This window comes from Westiellopsis prolifica IICB1, from assembly GCF_004323185.1.
GTDB classification, from domain to species: domain Bacteria; phylum Cyanobacteriota; class Cyanobacteriia; order Cyanobacteriales; family Nostocaceae; genus Pelatocladus; species Pelatocladus prolificus_A.
Window position 1 is genome coordinate 1 of the sequence record NZ_NAPS01000016.1, and the last position, 4785, is coordinate 4785.

Below are 4785 nucleotides of genomic sequence, written 5' to 3' on the forward strand. Positions count from 1 at the left end.
TCTGGACGATTGGCACAATAACTATGAAGGTGCGCCAACAGATGGCAGTCCTTGGTTTGACAATGAGAATAATAATCTTTCTCAAAAACAAGGAGATGCCGTGCTGCGGGGCGGTTCTTGGATCGACAATCCTAGGTACTGCCGTTCTGCGTATCGCAACAACAACGTTGGGCGCGACTACCTCAACTACATTTTTGGTTTTCGTGTTGTCTGTGCTGCCGGGAGGATTCTTCAGTAGCCCTTTATACTTTATTCCTTTTGTCCTTTACTCTTTTTCTTTTTTCCTTTTTTCCGCCTCATGGCGGATCGAATTTTTTTTGCAAAAATATTAAGATTTTTGAATTAAAATGAAAGAACTATCTGTCATCCAAAAGACTTATGATTGTATTAAATGGTATGTGCCAATTCTGGAGCGTTTACCCAAGATTCATAAGTTCACTTTAGGAGACAGAATAATCAATGGGTTGTACGATTTATTAGAGGGATTAATTCAAGCTAAATACGCCAAAAATAAACTTGATCAATTAGAACCTTTAAATACCCAATTGGACATTTTACGCTATCAGACACGAATGTTACTAGACTTTCAATTTTTATCTATACAGCGATATGAATATGCGATTAAACTGATAGATGAAATTGGTACAGAATTAGGTGGATGGATTAAAAAACAAAGAGGTAGAGAAAAATGAAGCGTTATGGTAATCTCTACCCTCAAGTTATTGAATTTGAAAACATACTTTTAGCATCGCGTCAGGCACAAAAAGGCAAACGATTTCGAGATAATATTTTAGATTTTAACTATCACCTAGAAACAGAATTAATTAGATTACAAGAACAGTTAACAGATAAAACTTATCAGCCAGGAGCTTACCGAACCTTTCATCTGACAAATCCTAAAAGTCGCCTTATTTCAGCCGCTCCCTATCGGGATAGAGTTGTTCATCATGCTCTCTGTAATATCATTGTACCAATTTTTGAGAAAACATTTATTCACGACTCTTACGCTAACCGTCTTGGTTTTGGAACACATCTAGCTCTGAGGAAATTTACTCACTTTGCTCGAAACAGCCGTTATGTGCTTCAGTGTGATATTAAGAAGTATTTTCCTAGCATTGACCACAATATTTTAAAACAATTAATACGCCGCAAAGTCAAATGCCCCGATACGCTGTGGTTAATTGATACTATTATCGATAATAGTAACGAGCAAGAAACTGTTATTGATTATTTCTGTGGAGATGATTTGCTAGCTCCAGTTACTCGCAGACGAGGTTTACCAATTGGGAATTTAACCAGTCAGTTTTTTGCAAATATTTATTTAAATGGCTTTGACCATTTTGTCAAAGAACAGCTAAAGATATCCAAATATGTCCGTTATGTTGATGACTTTGCTTTATTTAGTGATCAGCGAGAATTGTTAGCAGATGCCAGACTAGCCATAGAAGAATATTTAGCTCAATTAAGGCTCAAAATTCATCCAATTAAAAGCCAATTATTTGAAACAAAAATCGGCGCAAGTTTTTTAGGATTTAGAATATTTTCAGATAGGATTAGGGTGCGAAATAGCAATTTACATCAAGCAAGGCGCAGACTCAAGCGATTGCAAACAGACTATGCTCAAGGTAGGATTGAACGTGAAAAAGTGAATCAATCTATACAAAGTTGGTTTGCTCACCTACAGCATGGAGATACTTGGCAGCTGCGCCAACAGATATTTACTTCACTCGCTTGGTCGAGGGAGTAGAGAAGGGGTAGGCGAACCCGACTGCGGGGCGGTTCTTGGATCAACAATCCTAAAAACTGCCGTTCTGCGTATCGCAACAACAACAATAGGCGCGACAACCACAACAACAATATTGGTTTTCGTGTTGTCTGTGCTGCCGGGAGTACTCTTCACCGCGAGAGTCGGCAGGTGGGAATCTGTCGAGGGTGCAACCGAAGAGTCCAGCCTCCTCCTGTGATGTCGGTGACGATATCCGAAAATCAAACTGGTTTGGGTAGCCTGGTAGGTGTCAAAGCCGAACGGTTGCCCAGCCTACAATACCCAGAGTTTGAGTCACAAGTGCGATCGCATAACTCCCCAAAAACCCACTGTATTTTACTCAAGCCAAAGCGATCGCTTTGCTGATAGTGTTTTTAATGCACTTGTAGATAGGTATTCAAAAGATACTAAAAATAAAGAAGTAGAAGCAGAGTCAGTAAAAAAATCTGAATAAGAACTGAGTGGAGAAATTACTTTACGGTATGGAGCCGAGATATGACCAAAAACCTGCAAGATGACCTGAAAAGACTTGATTTTCCGTTGTTAATCCTGGCTTTTTTGACTTAAATGTAGCAATTTTTCAAAACCCCACAGGATAAGCTTTTCCAGAGCATCTTGCAGAAAATTACAAGGATCTCGGCTTCATACCATATTCAGCAAAAACACCCTTAATATCATCTTCCGTAACTTGGTAAGAGAGGTTGCCTACATAAAATGACATCGATTTTCTCCAAAATAAAAGCGCGTATAGAGATTTAAATTTCGGAGATAAGCCTGTGAATACTAAAAACAAACACTGTCACCGAATTAACTCTCGTTTTCTAGGATGACATAGTTGCAAATTAGGCGCATCCAGTAGATGGTTAATAGATGGTTAAGCAGTGATGTGATGATGTGGCGATCGCTCAAGACTCAAAAACCCAGTCATAAAGGCTGGGTTTTTGTTGGGGTTATATTCCCTAAAGGCAAGTTATATAAGTTATTTATAAGGTGCTTTTCTTTCCATGACTACAAAAGCTAGATTGTGAGTTCCAGAAAACAGTGGATACGAAACTTCAATTACCTTGTTCAATCCACTCACGCCCTGCTCTCTTTAGAGCTTCGAGCGTATAGTAAAGCTTACGCTCATCAAACACTGTACCACCAGCACTAATTGACCAGAACTGCCAGCATTCAGTCTCTGTGTAAAACAAGCTAGACATTTAACGGCTACAGGACTTAATTTTTACTGAGTGTTTGTTTGAGCCATGCTGTTGCCTTAACAGCCGCTTCTTCGACGACCTCTGGTTGGTCGTAAAAGGCAATGTGATTTTCTGTACTCATCCAATGTAAATTTTTCTGATTGGTTGGTATGCTCTGGAAGAAGCGACGCGCACCATCAGGAACTAAAGCGGTATCTGAATGAATGACCAAAGTTGGAGCCTTGATATCACGACCAGCATCAATGGCATTGAATTGTAAGAAAGGCTCAAAGAACATTACTGCTGAACGATTGACCCAGCCAGAACGCAAACCACGTTTAGTTCCATAATAATCATAGGCTTCTTGACCTGGCATAGCTACGTTAAGGTTTTTTTGGTCTACGTTGGTCATGTAATCAACTTGACCAGTTTTTTCATACTTAATACGTGCCTCTCTACCCATATTGAGACGAGCTTCGTAGTTCTTACCCAACCATTGACGCATTACCTGCGGGTCATGATAAAAGCCAGCTACGGTAACAAGGGCGTTAATTGAAGAGTCCATTGCTGCCGCCTTTGCAGAGTATCCACCACCTGAACAAATGCCCAATAAAGCAACTGCATCAGGCTTAACTTCCGGTAATGCCCGTAAAAAAGTTACTGCACTGTGAATATCCTCAACTTTCATTTGTGGGTTTTCAAACTGGCGGGGTGCGCCACCACTTTCACCAAAGGTGCGATGATCAAAAGTCAAAGCTACAAATCCTTGTGCTGCTAATTGACGAGCGTACACTTGACTTACTTGCTCTTTGACGCTCGACTGAGGCCCTACTACAACGACAGATGCCTGTGGTGCTTTGATGTTGGCAGGGAGATAGAGATTACCTATTACCTTTGTACCTTGGCTGAGAAATTGAACTTTACGAACTACGATATTATTCGCTGCAACAGTTTGGCTTTGGGTAGGCATAGATTTTGCTCCAATAGTTTGTAAGTCAGCATTAGCGGTTAATGGTAGAGCTAGTAAACCAAAAGAAGCTAGGAAGAGTGTTTTTACAGCCATTTTTTTCACAGACAGCATGATGTAAGCTCCTTGAGTTGAGATATAACTGGATTTGCGGCTGTTGTGGTTGTGTTCCCTTGCCGATAGTTAGATACTCGCAGGACTCACTATTGGAAAACTTGGAAATTCTTGCTCAATTTTTAAACTGTTTTAGCGAAAGCGCGTGGAGTGACACCAAAAGCACGTTTAAAGACATTATTAAAGTGTGACTGGTCAAAAAAACCTACAGCCAATGCTACTTCCGAAAGGGACAGTTGGCTTGCGAGCAGTAATTTTTTCGCTCGTTCTAGCCGTAGGCGCAGGACAAACTGATGTGGTGCTAAACCTGTGGTGTTCTTAAACAAGCGAGCAAAATAATAGTCGGAAACTTGGGCGGTACTAGCAAGTTGGCTGAGACTCAATTCTGTACCCAGTTGTGTTTGTGCGGTTTCAATTACGTCTTTAAGTTGCTTCGACGATAGTTTTCCTTTTGGATTTAAAGGTTTTTTGGTATTGCGGGGATGCTCGCTCAACAGGTGCAACGTGAAGGCCACACAGAGAGTTTGTGCATACAAAGGTTCTCCCGGTTGGGCTAACTCTTTTGATAAGGCTCTAGCATAGTTGTATGCCAACTCATCTGTGATGCAGCGACGTTCGGCAAAGGTATCAATGGCAGTAGGGGCACGGTCTTCGAGAATGGAGTCGATTAAATCCGGTGTGAGTGCAATGGCTGCTACTGTCAGTTCATCCTGCCAGAAAGGAGCATTGGTTTCGCCATCCGATTGCAGGCAAAACCC

Annotated in this window: 7 protein-coding genes and 1 pseudogene; 4 read left to right on the plus strand and 4 right to left on the minus strand. The window is 41.0% G+C overall.

What is annotated here, in order from left to right; genetic code table 11:
- The 4 genes from B4U84_RS30020 to B4U84_RS32265 form a co-directional block, all read left to right on the plus strand.
- A partial coding sequence (locus B4U84_RS30020) for a formylglycine-generating enzyme family protein (protein WP_510650827.1) occupies positions 1–238 on the plus strand: 238 nt, incomplete at its 5' end.
- Positions 239–347: 109 nt separating this feature from the next.
- Positions 348–692 (plus strand): diversity-generating retroelement protein Avd, encoded by a 345-nt coding sequence (avd, locus tag B4U84_RS30025; RefSeq protein ID WP_131121643.1) that lies wholly within the window; start codon positions 348–350, stop codon positions 690–692.
- Positions 689–1747 carry an RNA-directed DNA polymerase gene (locus B4U84_RS30030; RefSeq protein WP_131121644.1) on the plus strand — a complete coding sequence of 353 codons (1059 nt, stop codon included), beginning with the start codon at positions 689–691 and terminating at the stop codon, positions 1745–1747. The genes avd and B4U84_RS30030 overlap by 4 nt, the downstream gene beginning before the upstream one ends.
- A gap of 21 nt (positions 1748–1768) precedes the next feature.
- Positions 1769–2131: an SUMF1/EgtB/PvdO family nonheme iron enzyme gene (locus B4U84_RS32265; protein WP_510650828.1), complete on the plus strand. Its 363-nt coding sequence runs from the start codon at positions 1769–1771 to the stop codon at positions 2129–2131.
- Between the two features lie 268 nt (positions 2132–2399).
- Here the strand turns inward: B4U84_RS32265 and B4U84_RS30040 are convergent.
- From B4U84_RS30040 to B4U84_RS30050, 4 genes and pseudogenes are all read right to left on the minus strand, one after another.
- Positions 2400–2486 (minus strand): annotated as a pseudogene (locus B4U84_RS30040) (RNA-binding protein); the annotation flags it as partial.
- A gap of 334 nt (positions 2487–2820) precedes the next feature.
- A complete protein-coding gene (locus tag B4U84_RS31055; RefSeq protein ID WP_165490413.1) occupies positions 2821–2967 on the minus strand; it encodes a hypothetical protein in 147 nt (48 codons plus the stop codon).
- A 16-nt stretch (positions 2968–2983) separates the two neighbouring features.
- On the minus strand, positions 2984–4009 hold the full coding sequence (locus B4U84_RS30045) for an alpha/beta hydrolase (RefSeq protein ID WP_207391053.1): 1026 nt from the start codon (positions 4007–4009) through the stop codon (positions 2984–2986).
- A gap of 140 nt (positions 4010–4149) precedes the next feature.
- A partial coding sequence (locus B4U84_RS30050) for a helix-turn-helix transcriptional regulator (protein ID WP_131121646.1) occupies positions 4150–4785 on the minus strand: 636 nt, incomplete at its 5' end.